Here is a 19632-nt window from a genome sequence, read left to right on the forward strand (position 1 = left end):
GCCACGAAATGGGCCTATCTACTACATTAAACCCATTACCCTCAACCATGCCAAATTTAGCGAAATCAAAACCGCAGGTAGACGGCTCGTCGATTTTGTAAAAACGCAGGTGTGCTCGGACCATACGGGTCAAACGTAGTAGATAGGCCGTTTTCGTGGCGCAACCCCAGACCAGTCGCCGGGGCGTGGGACATTCCTGAAAAATTCGACCCCGCGATCGGGCTTGAACGCGGGACCGCTTGTCGCTAGTGGTTGTTCGGGCAGTCGGCGCAGCAGCCACTGGTGGCGCTGGTGCTGGACCCGCCACTGCGCTGGTCGGTGTTGTAGAAACCGCTGCCGTCGAACTTAATGCCGCTGGCCGAGAACGTCTTGGATGCCGGGGCGCCGCAGCTGGGGCATACGACCTCGGGAGTCTCGGACATGGGGTGCTCAACCTCAAAAACGTTGCCGCAGCTCGTGCACTTGTATTCGTAGCGCGCCATAATACTTCCTTTTCAGCACAAAGCGGGCAGATCGCTCTGCCCGCAAAAATTCAAACAGCTGTAACTGTACCCCATATCGGGGGTTTTATCACGCTTCGCCCCAGAATCTATGGGTGCTGCGCAGGAGCTTCGCAGTTTTCCCTTCGGCCTCCGCAACGTCTGCCTCTTGTGCCTGCCACGTCCAGTTGCCTGTGGCTACACCCGGCACGTTCATACGTGTGTCATCGCCCAGCCCCAGCACATCCTGCAGCGGCATCATAACGAGCGGAGCATCGCTTGCCAAGGCATTGCCCATGAGCTCTCTTGCCACCTCAGCACCGCTCGGCTCGTCGCCGCCTGCAAAGGAGCGCGTGCACCAGCCAGCGAGCGTCGAAGTGTCGTGCGTCGAGGTGTACAGGATTTTGCCCGGCGTGGGATGAATTCCGCAGCGAACGTCGTAGTCACTAAACTCCAGTACGTCCATGCCGGGAAAACCGCAGGTCGAAGCCATAGCGCGAACGCCAGGCGTCAGATAGCCCAGATCCTCGGCAATAAAATTGAGCGGACCCAGCTCGTCGTAGGCGGTCTGGAACAGATCCTTGCCCGGACCAGCAAGCCAGCGGCCGTCGGCACAGGCTTTGCCAGCGGGAATGCTAAAGTAGTTGTGGAAGCCCAGGAAGTGGTCCAGGCGCACGCGGTCGTAGAGCGCGAACGCTCGGCGCAGGCGATCGAGCCACCAGCGATAGCCGTTCTCCTTCATGTGATCCCAGCGGAAGGTGGGGTTGCCCCACACCTGACCTTCGGGCGCAAAGTTGTCGGGCGGCGCACCGGAGATCTCGATTGCCTTGCCGGTATCGGACAGCCAGAAGTTCTCGGGCTCGCTCCACGCATCTGCCGAATCGTCCGATACATACATCGGGATATCGCCGATGACCTCGATGCCCTTCTTGTGCGCATAGTTCATGAGCTCGCACCAAGCCAGGTCAAAGCGGTACTGCATGTACGCCTGAAGCTCGGCCTCGTCGTGGAAGCGCTTGTCGTCGATCAGATGCTCGTTGTAGCGCGCGACATCTGCCGGCCAATCGTGGCGCGACTCGCCCTCAAAGTATTTCTTAACGGCCATGTAGACGCAGTACTTCTCGAGCCAATCGGCATTGCGATGTTTAAACGCGGTGTACAGCGGGTCGGCATCTTCGCCACCGTGGGCCTTCCAAGAAGCGAAGTCGGCGGCCAGCTCCTCGTGACTCTCGGGCAGCAGGTCGATGTTACCCGCAAAAGCCGAGGGTCCGGCATAGGGGGAGCGGAAGAAATCCGTCGGGTTGACGGGCAGGACCTGCCAGTAGCGCATGCCCATGGCGGCCAGGTGGTCGATAAAGCGGCGCGTGGGTGCGCCGATCGTACCCGGCTTGCCATCGTCAGTCGGCACCGAGGTAATGTGGCATACGACGCCCGCACCATGATCGAGCGGCTCTTGCAGGCGCCTCTCGGCATGGTGATAGATGATCGAAGAGCCCAGCGGGTACAGGTCGAGCGTAACCGTGCCGTTGTGGATCTCGCACTCGTGGCCGCTGATCACGTCGCTCGCGCATTCACCGAGCGCCGGAATCGTCACGCGGTGCGAATTGCGCAGGCTGCGATTGACGATAACAGTCGCAGCCTCGCCGTCTTTGCCCGTGCGGGTGTAGGCTAGGACGTCGTCGTTAAGCGCGAAGGCCTTGATCTCGCCGTCAACCATAAACGGCAACGCGCGGCGCAGGGCAGATGCGTTCTTCACGATGGCCAACGTATCGAAATCGTGGAGCTGGTCCTTTGTCGGCAGGGTACGGCGGTTGCCCGGATCGGTGAGGCCCTCCAGGCCGTACTCATCGCCATAATAGATCGAGGGCACGCCGGGGAAGGTCATCTGCATGAGCGTCGCCAACCAAAAGCGCCTCTTGGCCAGGTCCATGGAGTTCTCGTCCAAGCGCCATTTGCTACGCTCGCTCTCGGGTAGCTGCGACTCGTCGGGACCACCGCCGAGCACCGAGATAATGCGCGGACGGTCGTGGCTCGAAAGCAGATTGAGCGCGCAGGCCAGTGCCTCGCGCGGGTAGTTCTCGCGCAGTGTCTCGATGTCCTCGGCAGCCTGATAGGCATCTCTGTAGCCCATCAAAAAGCCGATGACCATGTCGCGGAAGGGGTAGTCCATGGCGGAATCGAGTTCGGAGCCCTGCAGATAACGGCGCAGACGGCCATAGCTGATCTTGTTGGACGCGTCCTCCCAGACTTCGCCGAGCAGCAGCGCATCGGGCTTCTCTTCGAGCACGGCGGCCTTGATATCGGCCAGGAAGTCATCGGAAAGCTCGTCGGCCACATCGAGCCGCCAGCCGTGGGCACCGGCGCGCAGCCACTTGCGAATGACGCCGTCCTTGCCCAGAAGCTTTTTACGCACGAGCTCGGAATTCTCGTTGAGGGCGGGCATGTTGCTCACGCCCCACCAGCAGTCATACGAACCGTCCTCGTGGAAGGTAAACGCATCGCGCCACGGGGAGTCCTCGCTCTGCCACGCGCCGACGCCGGGATAGTTGCCGTAGCGGTTAAAGTAGATCGAGTCGTCGCCCGTATGGTTGAAGACGCCGTCCAGGATGATGGAAATGCCGAGCTTCTCGGCCGCCTCGCATAGCTCCGTAAAGTCCTGCTCGGTTCCCAGAATCGGGTCGATCTTGGTGTAATCGGCCGTGTCGTAGCGGTGGTTGCTCGCGGCCTCAAAGATCGGGTTGAGGTAGATGGCCGTAAAGCCCAGCTCGGCGATGCGGGGCAGGTCATTTTGGATACCCTTGAGAGAGCCGCCGTAAAAATCCCAAGTCTTGATGGATCCATCCTCGGCACGCTCGTACACGGGCGGCTCGTTCCAGTCCTCGACCATGCGACGCTGGATTCCCTTACGCGGTTTTTCGACCTCGGCCAGCGTGCGTTCGCGCCAGTTATCGTCGCGGGCGTAGCGGTCGGGGAAGATCTGGTAGACCATGCCGTGCTCGTACCAGGTGGGACGGTTCTCGCGGTGCTTGTAGACGGTAATCTGGAAGGACGGAACCTCGGCGGAGTTGTATACAACGCCCTCGCCGCCGGTGCGACCCTGCGGCGCACCCAAGCGGACCTCGGACTGGCCTTCGATATTGCATATAAAGCTGTACCATACAAGACAGGGCTCGTCGCAGTTGAGTTCACCGGTAAAGATGCCATCGCCCTTGTGCTCCATGGCGATCAAGGTTTCTCCGATGCCGTCGACCCAGGTGCGCAGGGTGAGCGTTGCCTGGTTGGGGTCGGCATCCTCCAAAATCACCGAAAGCGAAACGGAAGTTCCAGTGGTCACAGCGCCAAAAGGAGTGCGAAACTGCGTCAGGCGGCTGTTGTGTATCAATCTCATAGTACGGTCCAGTTCTATACAATCATGGCCAGCGGGTCATGGGCTTAACGCACAGTGCATAAGTATATCCGTTGCACTTTAGTTGTATAAACTACAGTCGCACACTATCGGCGAACGGTTGTCCTAGAAAATCGTTTTACCAACTATCTACAGAGAAGGGGCGCCCGATTGGAGCGCCCCTTGTTTAGGGTTTTTATTAGGTTTTAGATCGTCTGTGGGCTAGCGGCGCTTGCGGGTGGCCGTTGCCTTGCGGACGGATGTCTTCTTGGTCGGAGCCTTTTCCTCGGCTGGAGCGGCGGGGGAGACCGGGGCCTTCTTGGCGGGTTCGGTCTTTACCGTAGCCTTTGGAGCGGTCTTGACCTCGGCGGCCTTCGGTTCTGGCTCGGCCTTTACTGCGGGTTTGTCCTTGGCTTTAGCCTCTGCCTTGGGAGCGGCTGTCTTGGTCGTAGCCTTTTTGGCCGTTGTCGTGGCGCGCTTGCGTGTGGTGGTCTTGGCGGCCGGCTTTGCCTCGACCGTTGCCTCGGCCTTGGGCTCGGAGGGTGCCTCCTCGACCTTGACGGCGGGCTTTGCAGCAGCCTTCGGGGCCGTCTTCGCGGCGGCCTTCGTCGTAGCAGCCTTGGTCGCCGGCGACTTCGTAGCCGTGGCCTTCTTGGCGGTCGCGGTCTTGGTCGCGGTCGTCTTCTTGGCAGCGGTCTTGGCCGCGGTCTTGGTCGCGGTCTTAGCCTCGGCAGTGGTAGCCTCAGCGGTGGCCTCGGCCTTTACCACGGGAGCGGCCTCGGCTTCGACGGCCTTCTTGGCAGCGGCGGTCGTACGCTTACGCGTGGTGGTTGCCTTGGCAGTGGTGGTCTTGCTCGTGGCGGCCTTCGTGGTCGTGGCCTTCTTAGCCGTCGTCTTGCGGGTCGTCGTCTTCTTGGCGGCAGGCTTCGCCGTGGGCTTTACCTCGCCGTCGTCAGCCGGCTTCTCCTCGGCCTTGGGCTCCTCGGCAGCAGCGGGCTTCTTAACGGGTGCCGCAGGCTCGGCCTCAGCGGCAACAGGCTCCTCCACAGCCGCAGCAGCCTCCACTGCCACCGGCCTCTCAATCTCCGGATGCATAAAGAAGTACAGGTCCAGATACTTATCGGCCGAACGTGTCCAGCTAAAGTCCTGGCTCATGGCCTGCGTGACCAGCTGATTCCAGGCCTCGCGGTTATCCCAGAACAGGCGAGCCGCGCGGAACACCGCGTCGCCCATCTCGTCGCCGTTAAAGTGACTAAATGAGAAGCCCGTGCCCTCGCCGGTAAACTCGTTGTACGGTTGCACGGTGTCCTTCAGGCCACCGGTCTCGCGCACAATGGGCAGGGTGCCGTAGCGCATGGCGATGATCTGCGACAGGCCACAGGGCTCAAACTTCGAAGGCATCAGGAACATATCGGCGGCGGCGTACATGCGCTGCGAAAGCGCCGGGTCAAACTCGATACGCGCCGCCATGGTGCCGGGGTATTTGCCCTGGAAGTAGCGCAGGCCGTCCTCGTAGTCGCGGTCGCCGGTACCCAGCACGGCCACCTGAACGCCACCGGACAGGATGCGGTCGAGCGCGTACATGACCAGGTCCATGCCCTTCTGTCGCGTCAGGCGCGTGACCATCACCATAAGCGGGCGGTCGTCGCGAATCTCGAGCCCCAACTCCTCCTGCAGTTTGGCCTTACATACGGCCTTCCCCGCGCGGTCATCAACCGTGTAGTTGGCGGCAATGCGCTTGTCGGTCGCCGGATCAAAACCCACAACGTCAATGCCGTTGAGGATACCCTGCAGAGCGTACGAACGCTCGCGCAGCACGCCGTCCAGGCCCTCGCCAAACTCGGGCGTCTGGATCTCGCTCGCATAGGTGGGGCTCACCGTGGTGATGGCATCGGCATAGTGCAGCGCGCCCAGCATATAGTTAATGCTGCAGGCGTCACAGCGCAACTGCGTGGCGGCTGCCGGAATATGCGCCATACCCAGTATGTCTTCCATCACGGTGTCGCTAAACTGGCCCTGGAACGCCACATTGTGGATCGAGAACACGGTCTTGACGCGGTCGTAGAGCGGCAGGCCTTGGTAGAACTCTCGCAAGAACACGGGCGCCAGCGCCGTCTGCCAGTCGTTGCAGTGCAGGATGTCGCACTCAAAGCCTTCGGGCAGGTGCTGCAGGCTCTCGGTGATGGCCTTAGAGAAAAACGCGAAGCGCTCGCCGTCGTCAAAGAAGCCGTAGGGATAGTCGCGCGCAAAGTAGTGCTCGTTGTCCACGAACATATAGGTGACGCCGTCGTGCTCGAGCTTCTCCAACCCGCAGTACTCGTTGCGCCAGCTCAGGCTCACGTAAAAGTCGGCAAAGTGCTCCATCTGCGCCTTGTACTCGTCCTTGATGGTGGCGTACTTGGGCACCATCACAATGACTTCGGCGCCAGCGCGCACGAGTGCCGCAGGCAGCGAGCCCGCCACGTCACCCAAGCCACCGGTCTTAACAAACGGTGCGCACTCGGCCGAGGCAAACACGATCTGCATCTTTTTGCTGGTTTGTGCCATTATGTCTCCCATGTTGCAATTCGAGAATAGCCGCCTGGCGCTAACCGGGCGACTATTCTACAAGTTACGTGCGATTATGTGGTGCCAACGTTAACGAGCGATGGTGGTATCGGAAGTTAACGGAGCCTTGCCCAGCACCAGGATATTCTCGGGCGTACCGCGAAGCTCGGTGTTGGTGGGAACCACGTTGTTCTTGTCCAGGATGGCGTTCTCAACACGGGCGCCGCTCTTGATGATGCAGCTCTGGTTGATGATCGAGTTGGTCACCGAGGCGCCTTCCTCGATCACAACGCCGCGCGACAGGATCGAGTTGCGCACGGTGCCCTTGATGATGCAGCCGGCCGAGATAATCGAGTTGCAGGCGTGGCTGCCGGTCGCGTAACGAGAAGGCGGCACGTCGTGGGCCTTGGTCAGGATCGGGCGCTCGGGGTCAAAGAGCTGATCGGCCACGGTCTGGTCGAGCAGGTCCATGCTGCGACGATACAGCGACTTCTCGCTAAACACGCCCACGACCTCGCCCTTGTACTCATAGCTGCACACGTCGATGTTGCCAAAGTCGCCCTGGAGCGCCTCGAGCAGGTCCAGATAGTCGGCGGCTTGGTAGTGGTCGATAATCTCGAGCAGCGTCTCGCGGTTGACGATGCAGCAGTCCATAGAGGCGTTGTCGCCGTACGCGACGCCGGCGCTTACGCCCGTCAGGCGGCCGTTCTCGTTGATATCGAGCTTGGTCTCGTCTTCGACGTTGTGCGTGGCCTTGCAGTACACCACGGTCATCTGGGCACCGGATCTCTCGTGCGCCTCGATAATGGTGTTGAGGTCCATGTTAAAGATGACGTTGGTGCCCATCATCACAACATAGGGCTTGTCCGAGCGCTGGAACAGCGTCTTGTTGGAGATGATGTCGCGGAGCAAGAAGCGCATGCCGCCCTTGGTGGTGCCATACGCGTTGCCGGGCACCATGAACAGGCCGCCCTTCTTGCGGTCCAGGCCCCAGTCCTTGCCCGAGCCCACGTGGTCGATCAGCGAGCGGTAGTTGCCCGGCATGACAACGCCGACGGTCTTAATGCCGGCATTCATCATGTTGGACAGCGGAAAGTCGATCAGGCGGTAGCGGCCCAAAAACGGAACGGACGCGATGGGGCGATCCTTGAGCAGCACGCTGCCGTAGGTCGAAGAGTAGTTAGCGGTGATATAGCCGATGGCCTTGCGATTGATCATCGGATCATTCCCCCTTCCCGACAACGACGTCATTTCCAACGACGGCCGTATCCTTGGTGGTATCGACAGAGCCGAGCTTCACGCCCTCTTCGACCGTGGAGTTCTCGCCCAAAATAGCGCGGCAAATGTGCGCGCCGCTCTTAACGTGCGCACCCGGCAGCAGCACGGAGTCCTCGACCACGGCGCGCTCCTCGATGATGACATCGGTCGAAAGGATCGAGTGGCGAGCGGTGCCGTAGATCTTGCAGCCATTGGAGACCAGGCAGTCGTCCAGGCGACCGTCCGGGCCAATGTAGTGCGGCGGACGCGTGGTGATGTTGGACATGATGGGGAAGCTCTTGTCAAACAGATCGAACTCGGGGTTGTTGCCCAGCAGGTCCATCGAGGTCTCGTGGAAGCTGGCGATGGTGCCGACGTCCTTCCAAAAGCCGTGGAACTCGTAGCTGTACAGGCGCTTGTCCTCGCCGAGCAGCTTGGGGATGATGTCCTTGCCAAAGTCGTGGCTCGAGCGCTGGTCCAGAGCGTCCTCCTCGAGCGCCTTGACCAGCACGTCGGCCGAGAAGATGTAGATGCCCATGGACGCGAGGTTCGAATCGGGCTTCTCGGGCTTCTCCGTGAACTTGGTGATGCGGCCGTCCTCGGGGTCGGTGGTCAGGATGCCAAAGCGGCTGGCCTCCTCCCACGGCACGGGCATTACGCTCACCGTAAGGTCGGCGTTGTTCTCAATGTGCGTCTTGAGCATCTTGCGGTAGTCCATGCGATACAGATGATCGCCCGAAAGAATCAGGACGTACTTGGGGTCGTTGGACTTGATGTAGTCGAGGTTCTGCGTGATGGCGTCGGCCGTGCCCGCATACCATGCGCCACCGGTTTGCGTCTCGTACGGCGGCAGGATCGACACGCCACCGTCGCGACTGTCCAGATCCCACGCCTCGCCAGAGCCCACGTAGGCATGCAGCAGGTAGGGACGATACTGCGTCAGAACGCCCACCGTGTCGATGCCCGAATTGGAGCAGTTGGAAAGCGAAAAGTCGATAATGCGGAACTTGCCACCAAAGCTAACCGCCGGCTTAGCGATCTTTTGGGTGAGTGCCCCCAATCGGCTTCCCTGTCCTCCTGCGAGGAGCATCGCGATGCATTCTTTCTTACTCATCGATTTCTCCTTCTGTCATCGATGTTCCTAAACCCATTAGCGACGGGCGCGGCGCTCGGTCGCGCCCGTCGAGTAATGCCGTGCGGCAAAGGGAACTCGCGGGCTTTACGCGTGCCAGATCTCGTCGCGGTACTCGCGAATGGTGCGGTCGCTCGAGAACCAGCCGCTCGAGGCGGTGTTGAGCAGGGCTTTGCGGTTCCAGGTCTCCTGGTCGCCATAGCTGCCCGTGAGCTTCTCCCATGCATCCACGTAGCTGCGGAAGTCTGCCATAACCAGGTCGGGGTCGTTGTTGTTCATAAGCTCGTTGTAGATGCTCTCAAAGTTACCCGAAAGGCCGGCAAACGTGTTGTCCTTGAGCTCATCCATCACGCGGCCCAGACGTTCGCGATCATTGTTGAGCGTATCCCACGCAAAGTAGCTGTTCGATGCCCAGAGCTGCTCGACCTCGGGAGCGGTCAGGCCAAAGATCGCCTCGTTCTCGCGACCGGCCAAATCGGCGATTTCGATGTTGGCTCCGTCGAGGGTGCCCAGCGTAATGGCGCCGTTCATCATGAGCTTCATGTTGGACGTGCCCGAGGCCTCCTTGCCAGCTGTGGAAATCTGCTCCGAAATCTCGGCGGCAGGGTAGATGAGCTGTGCGTTGCTCACGCGGAAGTTGGGGATAAAGCAGACCTTCATGACTTCGTTGACGCGCGGGTCGTTGTTGATGACCTCGGCCACCGAGTTGATCAGGCGGATGGTCTCCTTGGCAAAGGTGTAGCTCGAGGCAGCCTTGCCGCTAAAGATAAAGGTCGTCGGTGTCACGTGGAAGTTGGGATTGGCGATGCGACGGTTGTAGATGTCCATCACCTTCATGATGTTCATGAGCTGGCGCTTGTAGGCATGAAAACGCTTTACCTGAACATCAAAGACGGTGTTGGGGTCTATAACCAGACCGGTCTCTGCCTTAACGTAGGCGGCAAGACGCTCCTTATTGGTGCGCTTGGAGGCACCCACGGCCTTAAGGAACTCGGTGTCGTTCTGGAAACCTTTAAGTTTCTCCAGCTCAAAGGCGTCCTTCAGCCAGCCGTCGCCAATGGCCTCGGTCACGAGCTTGGCGTAGGTGGGGTTGGCCTCGGCAAAGAAGCGACGGTGCGAGATGCCGTTGGTCTTGTTGTTGAACTTCTCGGGCGTTAAGGCATAGAAGTCCTTGAGCACATTGTTCTTGATGATATCGGAGTGAATCTTGGCCACGCCGTTGACGCTGTGGCTGCAGATCACGGACAGGTTGGCCATGCGAACCTCGCCGTCCCATAGGATGGCGGTCTGGCGCAGACGCTCCTGCCAGCCCTCCTGCGTAGTATCGAACGACTCATGCCAACGACGGCTGATCTCGTCGATGATCTGGTACACACGGGGGAGGAGCTTGGAGAACGTGCCGATGGGCCACTTCTCCAGGGCCTCGGGCAGGATGGTGTGGTTGGTGTAGCTCACGACCTGCGTCACGATGTTCCAGGCGTCATCCCACTCGAGCTTCTTCTCGTCGATGAGGATGCGCATGAGCTCGGGGCCGCACATGGCGGGGTGCGTATCGTTGGTGTGGATGGCCACAAACTGCGGCAGCAGCTCCCAGTTCGCGCCGTGTTCCTTCTCAAAGGTTTCGAGCAAGCTATAGATACCGGCCGAGACAAACAGGTATTCCTGCTTCAGACGCAGCAGACGGCCGTGCTCGCCGGCGTCGTTGGGGTAGAGGATGGCGCTGATGGCCTCGGCCTCGGCGCGCTCGGCGTCGGCCAGGGCGTAGTCGCCGCGGTTGAAGGCCTCCAAATCGAAGTGCTCCTCGACCGGCTCAGCGGCCCAGACGCGCAGCTTGTTGACGGTCTCGCCGGCATAGCCCACCACGGGGATGTCATAAGGGACGGCCAGGATGTCCTGCGTGTCCACGGTTCGATAGAACGTGCGGCCGTTCTCCTCAAAGCCCTCGACGCGGCCACCAAACTTAATGGTCACGGCCTTGTCCTGACGACGGACCTCCCAGGGATAGCCGTTGGTGAGCCACTCGTCGGTGGTTTCGACCTGGCTGCCGTTGACGATCTCCTGTTTAAACAGGCCGTAGCGGTAGCGCATGCCGTTGCCGTAGCCGGCAATGCCCTCGGCTGCCATGGAATCCAGGAAGCATGCGGCCAGACGACCCAGGCCACCGTTGCCCAGCGCCGGATCGGGCTCCTGGCTCTCGATGACGGACAGGTCAAGACCCATATCGTCGAGCGCCTCGGCGACCATGTCGCGCACACCAAAGTTGAGCAGGTAGTTGTCGAGCAGGCGGCCGATCAAAAACTCGATCGAGAAGTAGTACACGCGCTTCTTGCCCTCGGCGGTGGCGCGGGCGTCGCTCTTGGTGGCAACGGTGCGCGCCTTTTCGGCCACGAGCTTGGCCAGGGCGTTAAAGCGATCCAGATCGCTGGCGGCCTCGACGCTCTTGCCGCTAATGCTCATGACGGCATCGCGATAGAGCTCGGTAAACTCCTGCTTGTTGTCGAAGATCTTATTCATACGTTCCTTCCCCCGGGGATGTTTCTCCCGGAACGGTTTTGACTTGTATCCTACGCCCCGCTGGGGCGGGTAATTACAGCTGTAACGGCTTTGTTACGCATCCTTAGGTGATGACTTAACAGAAGCAGGCTTGGGTTTGGTAGCGGCCTTTTTGGCAGCCGGCTTCTTGGTCGCGGTAGCTTTGGCAGCGGGCTTTGCGGCGGCCTTAGCCTTGGCCTTGGTCGTCGTAGCCTTTGCCTTAGCCGGAGCCTTCTTGGCGGTCGCTGGCTTGGGCTTTACCGAGGACGCACGCTTGCGGGTCGCCTTCTTGGGCTCCTCGACCACGGGCGGCTTATAGCTGCTGGGGCCGCGACGCTTAAGCACCACGCCTGCCAGGCTGGGCACCTTAATCTCGATGGAGTCCATCTGCCCGTTCCAGGGATAGGGCTCGCTCGAGCAGGTGTAGGGCTCCTCGCCAGCATAGCCGCTGCCGCCAAACTCGGGACGGTCGGAGTCAAAGATGACCTCCCAGTCGCCCTCACGCGGCACGCCCACACGGAAGCTCTCGTAGGCCGCCGGGTCAAAGTTGATCAGGATCACGAGGTCGTCATCGACGTTCTCGCCCTGACGCACAAAGCTCACGATGGACTGCTTGGAGTTGTCCGCGTCGATCCAGGTAAAGCCGTCGTCATTGTAGCCGCGCTCGTACAGGGCGGGCTCGGCGGTATACAGGTGGTTGAGCGCCTTAATGAACGCCTGATGATGACGGTGAGTCTCGTACTCCTCGGTCAAGAACCACTGAATAGATTCGTAGTAGCGCCACTCGATAAACTGGCCGATCTCGTTGCCCATAAAGTTGAGCTTGGCACCGGGGTGCGTCATCTGGTAGAAGGCGAGCGTGCGCAGGCCGGCAAACTGGCGCCACCAGTCACCCGGCATGCGGCCGATGAGCGAGCACTTGCCGTGCACGACCTCGTCATGGCTCAGCGGGCAGATAAAGTTCTCGGTAAAGGCGTACATGATGGAGAACGTGAGCAAGCCATGGTTGCCGGGGCGCCACGGAAAATCGGTCTGCATGTAGTGCAGGGTGTCGTTCATCCAGCCCATGTCCCACTTGTAGTGGAAGCCCAGGCCGCCGTCCTGCGGCGGATAGGTCACAAGCGGCCACGCGGTGGACTCCTCGGCCATCATCATCACGTCGGGGTAGTGCGCCTCAACAGCGCAGTTGACCTGACGGATAAACGCGCTGGCGTCCAGGTCCTCCTCGGTACCGTACTTGTTGAACTTCTTTTGGCCAGGATCGTCAATGCCAAAGTTGAGGTACAGCATGCTGGACACGCCGTCCATGCGAATGCCGTCCACATGGAAGTTCTCGATCCAGTACAGCACGTTGGAGACCAAGAAGGAGCGGACCTCGCCGCGGGCGAAGTCAAACTTGTGCGTGCCCCAGTTGGGGTGAATCTCGTGCTCAAACAGCATGTGGCCGTTAAAGGTGGCAAGGCCGTGGGAGTCGGCGCAAAAACCGCCGGGTACCCAGTCCATAATCACGCCGATGCCCGCCTCGTGGCACGCATCGATAAAGTGCATGAGCTGCTGCGGGTTGCCGTAGCGCGACGTGGCGGCAAAGTAGCCGGTCGTCTGGTAGCCCCAGGAGCCATCGAAGGGGTGCTCCATAAGCGGCATGACCTCGATATGTGTGTAGCCCATATCGCGCACGTAGTCCACGAGCTCCACCGACAGGTCGTCGTAGGTGTAAAACTCGCCGCGCTGCGCAGGGAAGGGGTCCATGGGACCGGGGTAGTTGCCGTACTCGTCCGGCTCGCCCTGTGGCTCGTCTCCGTGGCGCTTCCACGAGCCAATATGCACCTCGTAGATGTTGAGCGGCTGCGACATGTGGTTGTGGCCGGCGCGGCGCTTGAGCCACGCGGCGTCGTTCCACTGGTAGCCATCGAGGGTCCACAGCACGCTCGCCGTTCCCGGAGGGCACTCGGCCTTAAAGGCGTACGGATCGGCCTTGTAGAGCTTTTCGCCCTCGTTGGTCTCGATGAGGTATTTATAGAGCTGGCCCTGCTCGGCGCCAGGAATAAAGCCTTCCCAGATAGCGCTCGTGTGTACGGGCACCAGCGGGTTGGCTTGTTCGTCCCAATTGTTAAATTCACCGATAACGTGGACGCTCTTAACGTCGGGCGCCCAAACGCAAAAACGCCAGCCGCGCGTGCGCTGCTGCGTGTCGGGATGCGCGCCCATCTTTTCCCAGCTGCGCTCCCACATTCCAATGCCAAACAGATAGACATCGTCCTTGGTGAGCTCCGGTGCGTGCGGGGCGGCTTTACGGGTAGCGGGCTTTTTGGTTGCTGGCTTTAGCTTTGTATCGCTCACGTTTGATCCCATCATGACGCGGCAGCGTGTTGCCTTGGTGACTAGATGCGAAAGGTCCAAGGCTGCACGAATCGAAGGGACGGCGATAGCTCTATGATTCGTCCCACCTCACGTGCTCGGTGGAACTTTCGGCAAAAACCACAATAACACCTGTCCGTTACTTTTATGGACGAAAGTGGATTTACGGTGGCGTTTAATCGGTGAGCGCCATGTTTATGCCACTGACAGAATTGCGATGGTAAAACTCTTGACAGTTTTACCAATTAGGGTTTCAAGATTTTTAGATTTACGTTTGGTAAAACGTTTTTAGCAGGTTGTTTACCATTTGACATTGAAAGGTTTGCGAATGAGCCACACAGCCGCCTCTAATGTTGCTTTTATTTTTGATTGCGACGGCACACTGGTAAATAGCACTCCCGTTTGGGCCTATGCCCAGCCCGAACTATTGCGGCGTCACGGCATTGATGTAACGGTCGACGATTTTGCCCAGTTTGAGCATTTGTCGCTCGAGGACGAGTGCCAGGCCTACCACGACACGTGGGGCATTGGCGAAAATGGCGAGGAGCTGTATCGCGAGCTGAGCGACATCCTGATCGATGGCTACTCCAAGGTGCCGCCGCGCGAGGGGCTCCTGGCATTTTTGGAGCAGGCGAAATTGGCCGGCATTGCCATGTGCGTGGCCACGTCCACGCCGGCCGAGCTGGTGCAGTCCGCACTCGCGGGTGCGGGGCTCGACGCCTATATGGAGTTTATTACCACGACGGGCGAGGCGGGCCGCTCCAAGCAGTTCCCCGATGTGTACGAGCTGGCGCTGCGCCGCCTTGAGGAGCGCCACGGGCACCAGTTTGAGCGCGCGTGGGTGTTTGAGGACGCCGTCTTTGGCCTTAAGAGCTCTGGCACTGCAGGCTTTAAGCGCGTGGGCATTTATGACCCGCACGGCCGTATGGAGCGCGACGAGGTTCGCGATAACTGCGATATCTTTATCGATAGCTATGAGGACTTGGACCTGGCCCGCGTTCTTTCGTTTGAGGGCTAGGCGAGGGCTGTGGCTTGTAAGGTATTAGTTGTTTGCGGCTCGCCGGTGCTGTCGAGCGCGGACCTGTTGCGTCGACTAGCGGGGGAGTGCGACCACGTTGTCGCCGTGGACCGCGGGCTCGATGCACTGCTGGGCGCGGGTCTGGGTTGCGACGTGTATGTAGGAGATGCCGACACGGTGAGCGACGCCGGTCGCGCGTTGGTAGATGCCGCCGAGGCCTTTGAGGTAGAGCGCCACGACCCCTACAAGGACTATACCGATTTGGCACTTGCGCTCGATTCCGTCCGCCGGCGCTGGCCGGGTGCCGAGGTGGTTGCGACCTGCGCCACCGGCGGTCGTCCGGACATGGCGCTTTCCGTAACTGGGCTGCTTGCGGGCTACGAGGATGCTCCCATTTGGATTGCCGAGGACAAGGTGGTCGCCCGCATCCTTCACGCAGGCGAGACCTGGATCATCGAGGGTGCCGAGGGCAAGACGTTCTCCATCATTGCCATAGCCCCTAGGACAGTAGTAAGCGAACACGGTCTCGAGTGGGAACTCGACCACAGCCCTCTAGGCCTGTTAGCTGACACGGGCATCTCTAACGTCGTTAGAAGAACGGCCACGATCCAAATCCACACCGGCACGGCCATCGCTTACCTTTACAAGTAAGGTGCCGCGGCGTGAGGGTTTTATCGGGACGATGGGCGAGTAGACAATCCCCGCGTGAGGGTTTTATCGGGACGGTGGGTTAATTAGCTGGTTTTGGCTAAGCCAAAACCAGCTAATTCAGCCCCGTCCCAGGAAAACCCGTAAGGCAGGGCAACAACCCAAAAAAGTCCTTGCATCAAAGGAAATCTTCCCCTATAGTATCTCCTCGTCACGGGGGCGTAGCTCAGCTGGGAGAGCGCTTGACTGGCAGTCAAGAGGTCAGGGGTTCGATCCCCCTCGTCTCCACCATCGTGAATGCAAAGGCCTTCGGAAAACCGAAGGCCTTTTTTCATACGTGTCCACACTACTAACCAAAGTGACGCTCGCATCAACCTGCAAAAAGTTGCGCAATTACCTCCCCGTTTTGTACAAAGTTTGTTAGCCAAACACAATAGTTTGAGCAATTCATGCCGCCAGTAATACATCTCAGGCAGTGCTCACCAACCCACATACCCCCATAAACCTGCGGCAATGTGTGCAAGGCGGCACAATATCCCCCATAACCACGGCAAGTAACCAATATGTTGCTAAACACACCCCAAAACGTATGGGCTACCTGCTGTGCTAGGATAACTAACATTACATGGGTTCAACTGTGTTCACGGCTCCAGCAAGCCGCAAAGCACAGGGTCGATCAGCATCCGGTCGTAACGGCGGTGCCAGAAAAACCACGAGCTCCAATAGTCGTCATGCGTTTCGCATCGAAAGGCTTTGTTCTTGTCTATGTGCAAGCTGTTCTTTCGATTCGATATTCCATGACTCATCGCAGCAGTCCTACAGCTGTTTGCGTGCGATCCAGTTTTGTTCCCGCTTGACTGGATCGCACGCAGCCAGCTGGGGTTGCGGTCATTTTGCGATACACGTCCGCGACTCTAGCAACTGCACTTATACATACCGTTCACGGTGGGGCAGAGCCACGCGCTTGTCTAACTGGGCTCAGGGTTTGAATATGGAGCGCCTTCGCGCACAAGCGCCCTGGCGAAGCCATACCCAAACCCTGTGAGCCACACGTAAGACAGCAAGGGGGTGGTGCTCGTGTGGTATGTGATCCAGGTCATTAACGGTCGCGAAGATGTAATGCGCGAGCGCATTGAGCGCATGGTGCCGGCTGGCACCATTCAGGAGCTCTTTTATCCCCAATTTCAAACCGAGATTAAAGTACACGGCGAATGGGTCAACACGACCAAGCCGCTCTTTCCCGGTTACCTTATCTGCGATACGGCAGATCCCCGCACCGTGCAACAGTATCTGCTGCGCATGGACGACTTTGCCCGGGTGCTATCCCAGGACGGTCAGTTTGTGCCGTTGGCAAAAGAAGAGGTCCAGCTTATTGGCAGCTTTACGCATAAGGGATACCGCGTAGTTCCTATGAGCGAGGCCTTAAAGGACGGCGACCAGGTCGTAGTGACGGCAGGTCCGCTGCTGGGCCACGAAGGCCTTATCAAAACCATTAACAGACGCAAGAGCACTGCTTATTTGGAGCTCGACCTGTGTGGCCGACGCGTAACTACGCGCGTTGGCCTTGCCGTGCTTTCGGCCGAGCAGCGCGCAATGCGAAACCTTAAAAAGGCGATCGCCTAGCTGCGGGCGACTGTTTAACGGGACAGGGAGGATCCCCGGGGGCGGGGACGTAGGTTTGAAGGAAATAGTGTCAGACAAAACTGAATCTTCAGAAGGAGCGCCGGTGGGGGCTGCGCTCGTTGCCCAGGCCATGAACGGCGGCGACGTGAGCATGCGCTACAAGGCCATGCAGGCCCTCAAGGACTGGGACAACTCCCGCCTGGCCTACCGCACCGTCAAGCGCGCCTTTGACATCGTGTTCAGCGGCTGCGTGCTGGCGGTCATCGCCATACCCAGCCTTGTGCTCGCAGCGGCAATCCGCCTGGAGAGCGAGGGCAACCCGTTCTACAGCCAGATTCGCGTGGGGCAGACCCACCGCGACGGCACCCTGTCTACCTTCCGCATGTGGAAGTTCCGCTCCATGTACAGGGACGCCGACGAGCGCCTCGCCGAGCTCAAGGAGCGGAACGAGATCGCCGGCGCCATGTTCAAGATGAAGGAAGACCCACGCGTAACGAAGATCGGCAAGTTCATCCGAAAGCACTCCATCGACGAGTTCCCACAGTTCGTCAACGTGTTCCTGGGCCAGATGTCCGTTGTCGGCCCGCGCCCGCCTCTGCCCAACGAGGTTGCGGAGTACACCGAGTACGACCTGCAGCGCCTGGCCGTGAAGCCCGGGATCACTGGCTGGTGGCAGGTTACTGACCGTAACTCGACCGGCTTCGACGGAATGGTCCAGCGCGACCTTGAGTATATCGCCAACAGGGGTGTCGTCACAGACCTCAAGATTGTCGTCCTCACGGTGATCGAGGTTATCACAGGCAAGGGTGCGTGCTAATGCTCGATTGTTATTCAAAATACCCCGAACTCAAGCGCGTCCCGGTAATTGATGTCCCAATTACCGGGACGAATATGTCTAGCTGCATTCAATTTCTCACTAAACATATTGATGAGCTCCATGGCGAATACGTATGCGTTTCAAATGCTCACACGTCCGTTATGGCCCACGATGATCCTTCTTATTGGGCCTGCCAGGCTGAATCGGTCATGTCCGTTCCCGACGGTAAACCCCTGTCAGTTTTGGGGTCTAAATCAATTGAATCAATGGACCGCGTTACTGGTCCGGACCTGATGCGCGAGATTTTCAAGATTTCCAATCAATACGGATGGAGTCATTATTTCTACGGAAACGAGCAGAAAAACCTCGACGCTCTAAAGCAATCGCTTCAAAAAACCTATCCTGGCCTGAACATCGCAGGCATGGAGCCATCAGTTTTCCGGCCTTTGACAGAAAATGAGAAGTGCGAGCTCTCCAAGCGTATTGCCGATTCTGGTGCAGATTTTGCCTGGATTGCTCTGGGCGCCCCTCGCCAGGAAGTCCTTATGTACGAGCTCAAAGGCGGTCCTCAACCTTTGATGATTGGCGTCGGCGGCGCCTTTAACGTTCTCGCTGGTGTGGTGCCAGAGGCGCCGATATGGATGCAGGACCTGAGCCTCGAGTGGCTATACAGACTTATTCAAGAGCCGAAACGACTCTTCAAACGATATCTCATTACTAATACCAAATTCCTCTTTTACCAGTTCACAGGTGCAAGGCGCAAGGAAGGCAAGTAGATGAAACCCACGAATGCATTCAAAGACAAGACCCTCATGATCACGGGCGGCACCGGCTCGTTCGGCAACACCGTGCTCAAGCACTTCATGGACACCGACCTGGCCGAGATCCGCATCTTCTCGCGCGACGAGAAGAAGCAGGACGACATGCGCCACCGCCTGCAGGAGAAGTCCCCCGAGCTCGCGTCTAAGGTGCGCTTCTTCATCGGCGACGTCCGCAACGCCCAGAGCGTGCGCGATGCCATGCACGGCGTGGACTACGTCTTCCACGCCGCCGCCCTGAAGCAGGTGCCCTCCTGCGAGTTCTTCCCCATGGAGGCCGTCCGCACCAACGTCATCGGCACGGACAACGTGCTGCACGCCGCCATCGACGAGGGCGTGGACCGCGTCGTGTGCCTGTCCACCGACAAGGCGGCCTACCCCATCAACGCCATGGGCAAGTCCAAGGCCATGATGGAGTCCATCATCTACGCCAACGCCCGCAACGGCGCCGGCCGCACCACCATCTGCTGCACGCGCTACGGCAACGTCATGTGCTCGCGCGGCAGCGTCATCCCGCTGTTCATCGACCGCATCCGGAAAGGCGAGCCGCTCACGGTCACCGACCCCAACATGACCCGCTTCCTCATGAACCTGGACGAGGCGGTCGATCTGGTCCAGTTTGCTTTCGAGCACGCCAACCCCGGCGACCTGTTCATCCAAAAGGCCCCCGCCTCGACCATCGGCGACCTCGCCGAGGCGGTGCAGGAGGTCTTCGGACGCACGGGCACCCAGGTGATCGGCACCCGCCACGGCGAGAAGCTCTTCGAGACCCTCATGACCCGCGAGGAGCGCCTGCGCGCCGAGGACATGGGCGGCTACTACCGCGTCGCCTGCGACTCGCGCGACCTGAACTACGACAAGTTCGTCGTCGACGGCGAGGTGGAGACCCAGGCGGACGAGTCCTACACCTCCCACAACACCGAGAGGCTCGACGTGGAGGGCACCATTGCCAAGATCAAGACCGCCGAGTATGTGCAGCTGGCACTCGAGGGCCGCGAGCACGAGGCGGTGCAGTAGG

At 59.5% G+C, this 19632-nt stretch carries 13 protein-coding genes and 1 tRNA gene; 7 read left to right on the plus strand and 7 right to left on the minus strand.

Annotated features, from left to right (window positions below):
• Window positions 1–245 precede the first annotated feature (245 nt).
• The 7 genes from ACTM86_RS02165 to glgB all read right to left on the minus strand — a co-directional run bounded on the left by ACTM86_RS02165 (window position 246) and on the right by glgB (window position 13687).
• Entirely contained in the window at window positions 246–482 is a 237-nt protein-coding gene (locus tag ACTM86_RS02165; protein ID WP_427729057.1) for an FmdB family zinc ribbon protein, read from the minus strand.
• An 88-nt stretch (window positions 483–570) separates the two neighbouring features.
• Complete coding sequence (locus tag ACTM86_RS02170) at window positions 571–3867, minus strand: 4-alpha-glucanotransferase (RefSeq protein WP_441016865.1); 3297 nt, start codon at window positions 3865–3867, stop codon at window positions 571–573.
• Window positions 3868–4086: 219 nt separating this feature from the next.
• Window positions 4087–6411 (minus strand): glycogen synthase GlgA, encoded by a 2325-nt coding sequence (glgA, locus tag ACTM86_RS02175; RefSeq protein ID WP_441016868.1) that lies wholly within the window; start codon window positions 6409–6411, stop codon window positions 4087–4089.
• A gap of 90 nt (window positions 6412–6501) precedes the next feature.
• Window positions 6502–7629 (minus strand): glucose-1-phosphate adenylyltransferase subunit GlgD, encoded by a 1128-nt coding sequence (glgD, locus tag ACTM86_RS02180; protein WP_441016871.1) that lies wholly within the window; start codon window positions 7627–7629, stop codon window positions 6502–6504.
• A gap of 4 nt (window positions 7630–7633) precedes the next feature.
• Window positions 7634–8782, minus strand: a complete 1149-nt coding sequence (locus tag ACTM86_RS02185) for a glucose-1-phosphate adenylyltransferase (RefSeq protein WP_154518056.1) — start codon at window positions 8780–8782, stop codon at window positions 7634–7636.
• Between the two features lie 105 nt (window positions 8783–8887).
• Entirely contained in the window at window positions 8888–11314 is a 2427-nt protein-coding gene (locus ACTM86_RS02190) for a glycogen/starch/alpha-glucan phosphorylase (RefSeq protein ID WP_441016874.1), read from the minus strand.
• A gap of 93 nt (window positions 11315–11407) precedes the next feature.
• Window positions 11408–13687 (minus strand): 1,4-alpha-glucan branching protein GlgB, encoded by a 2280-nt coding sequence (gene glgB, locus ACTM86_RS02195; RefSeq protein ID WP_441016958.1) that lies wholly within the window; start codon window positions 13685–13687, stop codon window positions 11408–11410.
• A gap of 331 nt (window positions 13688–14018) precedes the next feature.
• On the opposite strand from glgB, the gene ACTM86_RS02200 reads away from it, so the two are divergent.
• The 7 genes from ACTM86_RS02200 to ACTM86_RS02230 all read left to right on the plus strand — a co-directional run bounded on the left by ACTM86_RS02200 (window position 14019) and on the right by ACTM86_RS02230 (window position 19631).
• Window positions 14019–14708, plus strand: coding sequence for an HAD family hydrolase (locus ACTM86_RS02200; protein WP_441016877.1), 690 nt, complete (start codon window positions 14019–14021; stop codon window positions 14706–14708).
• A 9-nt stretch (window positions 14709–14717) separates the two neighbouring features.
• Window positions 14718–15359 (plus strand): thiamine diphosphokinase, encoded by a 642-nt coding sequence (locus ACTM86_RS02205; RefSeq protein ID WP_441016880.1) that lies wholly within the window; start codon window positions 14718–14720, stop codon window positions 15357–15359.
• A gap of 212 nt (window positions 15360–15571) precedes the next feature.
• Window positions 15572–15647 (plus strand) — tRNA-Ala (locus ACTM86_RS02210).
• Between the two features lie 780 nt (window positions 15648–16427).
• Window positions 16428–16979: an antiterminator LoaP gene (loaP, locus tag ACTM86_RS02215; protein WP_441036896.1), complete on the plus strand. Its 552-nt coding sequence runs from the start codon at window positions 16428–16430 to the stop codon at window positions 16977–16979.
• A 103-nt stretch (window positions 16980–17082) separates the two neighbouring features.
• Window positions 17083–17796 (plus strand): sugar transferase, encoded by a 714-nt coding sequence (locus tag ACTM86_RS02220; RefSeq protein WP_441016886.1) that lies wholly within the window; start codon window positions 17083–17085, stop codon window positions 17794–17796.
• Window positions 17796–18572, plus strand: a complete 777-nt coding sequence (locus tag ACTM86_RS02225) for a WecB/TagA/CpsF family glycosyltransferase (RefSeq protein WP_441016889.1) — start codon at window positions 17796–17798, stop codon at window positions 18570–18572. The genes ACTM86_RS02220 and ACTM86_RS02225 overlap by 1 nt, the downstream gene beginning before the upstream one ends.
• Window positions 18573–19631 (plus strand): polysaccharide biosynthesis protein, encoded by a 1059-nt coding sequence (locus ACTM86_RS02230; RefSeq protein WP_441016892.1) that lies wholly within the window; start codon window positions 18573–18575, stop codon window positions 19629–19631.
• Window position 19632: the final 1 nt, after the last annotated feature.

It is taken from the genome of Collinsella sp. HCP3S3_E11 (assembly GCF_052067375.1).
In the GTDB taxonomy this organism is placed as follows: domain Bacteria; phylum Actinomycetota; class Coriobacteriia; order Coriobacteriales; family Coriobacteriaceae; genus Collinsella.

Bases quoted from the DNA above. Each gene is read 5' to 3' on its own strand.
- ACTM86_RS02190 (WP_441016874.1), bottom strand. From the start codon at position 11,314: ATGAATAAGATCTTCGACAACAAGCAGGAGTTTACCGAGCTCTATCGC.
- ACTM86_RS02165 (WP_427729057.1), bottom strand. From the start codon at position 482: ATGGCGCGCTACGAATACAAGTGCACGAGCTGCGGCAACGTTTTTGAG.
- ACTM86_RS02225 (WP_441016889.1), top strand. From the start codon at position 17,796: ATGCTCGATTGTTATTCAAAATACCCCGAACTCAAGCGCGTCCCGGTA.
- glgB (WP_441016958.1), bottom strand. From the start codon at position 13,687: ATGATGGGATCAAACGTGAGCGATACAAAGCTAAAGCCAGCAACCAAA.
- ACTM86_RS02230 (WP_441016892.1), top strand. From the start codon at position 18,573: ATGAAACCCACGAATGCATTCAAAGACAAGACCCTCATGATCACGGGC.
- ACTM86_RS02200 (WP_441016877.1), top strand. From the start codon at position 14,019: ATGAGCCACACAGCCGCCTCTAATGTTGCTTTTATTTTTGATTGCGAC.
- glgD (WP_441016871.1), bottom strand. From the start codon at position 7,629: ATGATCAATCGCAAGGCCATCGGCTATATCACCGCTAACTACTCTTCG.
- glgA (WP_441016868.1), bottom strand. From the start codon at position 6,411: ATGGCACAAACCAGCAAAAAGATGCAGATCGTGTTTGCCTCGGCCGAG.
- ACTM86_RS02170 (WP_441016865.1), bottom strand. From the start codon at position 3,867: ATGAGATTGATACACAACAGCCGCCTGACGCAGTTTCGCACTCCTTTT.
- ACTM86_RS02185 (WP_154518056.1), bottom strand. From the start codon at position 8,782: ATGAGTAAGAAAGAATGCATCGCGATGCTCCTCGCAGGAGGACAGGGA.